The sequence below is a fragment of the Pedobacter sp. HMWF019 genome (assembly GCF_003061025.1).
Lineage (GTDB): Bacteria > Bacteroidota > Bacteroidia > Sphingobacteriales > Sphingobacteriaceae > Pedobacter.
Map to the genome: position 1 here is coordinate 1 of NZ_QAIL01000472.1, position 1,497 is coordinate 1,497.

Annotated in this window: 2 protein-coding genes; both read right to left on the reverse strand. The window is 42.2% G+C overall.

Annotation, left to right across the window (positions count from 1 at the left end; all coding sequences use genetic code 11):
- Window positions 1-22 precede the first annotated feature (22 nt).
- A complete protein-coding gene (locus tag DBR11_RS24625) occupies window positions 23-460 on the reverse strand; it encodes an aspartyl protease family protein (RefSeq protein WP_108555235.1) in 438 nt (145 codons plus the stop codon).
- Between the two features lie 4 nt (window positions 461-464).
- Window positions 465-1,403 carry a malate dehydrogenase gene (gene mdh, locus DBR11_RS24630; protein ID WP_108555236.1) on the reverse strand — a complete coding sequence of 313 codons (939 nt, stop codon included), beginning with the start codon at window positions 1,401-1,403 and terminating at the stop codon, window positions 465-467.
- Between the last annotated feature and the right edge of the window lie 94 nt (window positions 1,404-1,497).

A 1,497-nucleotide genomic window follows, 5' to 3' on the forward strand; every position in this document is an offset into this window, starting at 1 on the left:
AATTTTAATTCACCGGCCTTTTTTATTTATACAGTTTTAACTGCAATTTCTTGTAATTAATAACAGCTTTATGCCCGAATAAGATATCGCCGCCAATAATAGCTGCAATAACCGGATGTCCCATTTGCTGATAGGTGGCATTGACGCTGTCCAGATCCAGCCCTACGGCTGCGTATTTCTTTAATTTAAGTCCGCCTAGTTTTAAAACCGGAATGGTTGCCATTAAAGTGCTTGACGTACTGAACAGGGTGGTTGCGTAATTTTCATCTGTATTTTCCTGTGAAACTGCAAGGTCATCAGAAAGGTGTTTTTCCAGTAATGTTTTGTCAAATACAGATCTCGATGCACCTGTATCAAGGACAGCGAGATGGGGCTCACCAAAAACAACAATTTCCATCAAAAGATGGAAACCGTCGTCTTGTAAGTTGATCAATTTCAAAGGAACATGTATTGCCCTCATGTACCTAGATCAGTTTCATTTCTGCTAAAACATTATTCATGTTCCGTACTGCATCTGCGCTTTTGTTAAAAGCAGCCTGTTCAGTTTCATTGAGTTTATAGTCGATAATGGATTCCCATCCATTGCGGCCAATCACCACAGGAACACCAAGACAAATATCTTTCTGACCATATTCTCCGTCTAAGGCTACGCAGCAGGTAAATAGTTTCTTTTCATCACGGACAATGCTTTCTACTAAAGCAGCTCCTGCAGCCCCAGGTGCGTACCAGGCCGAAGTACCCAATAATCCGGTTAGGGTTGCGCCACCTACCATAGTATCGGCAGCTACTTTATCTAAAACGGCCTGATCCAGTAATTCTGTTACTGGCAAACTCTGATAGGTTGCGAAGCGGGTAAGGGGAATCATGGTCGTGTCACCATGGCCACCAATAACAAAACCCTGAAGATCATTAGCACTGCAGTTGAGTGCCGTGCTCAGGTAATATTTAAAACGGGCACTATCTAAAGCGCCACCCATTCCAATAATTCTATGTTTAGGGATACCCAGAGATTTTAAAGACAAATAGGTCATGGTATCCATTGGGTTGCTGATCACAATGATGATGGCGTCAGGTGAATATTTCAGGATGTTTTCAGCTACGCCTTTCACAATACCTGCATTAATGCCAATAAGTTCCTCGCGGGTCATCCCGGGTTTACGGGGCAGGCCTGAAGTAATGACGGCAACGGCTGATCCGGCAGTTTTACTGTAGTCGGCTGTTACACCTGTAATTTTGGTATCGAAGCCCAGAAGTGCAGCTGTTTGCATCATATCGATCGCTTTGCCTTCTGCAAAGCCTTCTTTAATATCTAAAAGTACAAGTTCCCGTGCCAGCTCTTTTCTTGCAATGTTATCAGCACAAGTGGCGCCAACGGCTCCTGCTCCTACAACAGTTATCTTCATAGTGGTATACGTTTATATTGGAAATTCCATTAATATGTGAACAAGTTATACAATTACTGCTTTATAAAAAATGCTTTTTAAAACTTTATGATTC

Excerpts from the sequence above, each read along its gene's own strand:
- DBR11_RS24625 (WP_108555235.1), bottom strand. The coding sequence starts at position 460 with ATGAGGGCAATACATGTTCCTTTGAAATTGATCAACTTACAAGACGAC.
- mdh (WP_108555236.1), bottom strand. The coding sequence starts at position 1,403 with ATGAAGATAACTGTTGTAGGAGCAGGAGCCGTTGGCGCCACTTGTGCT.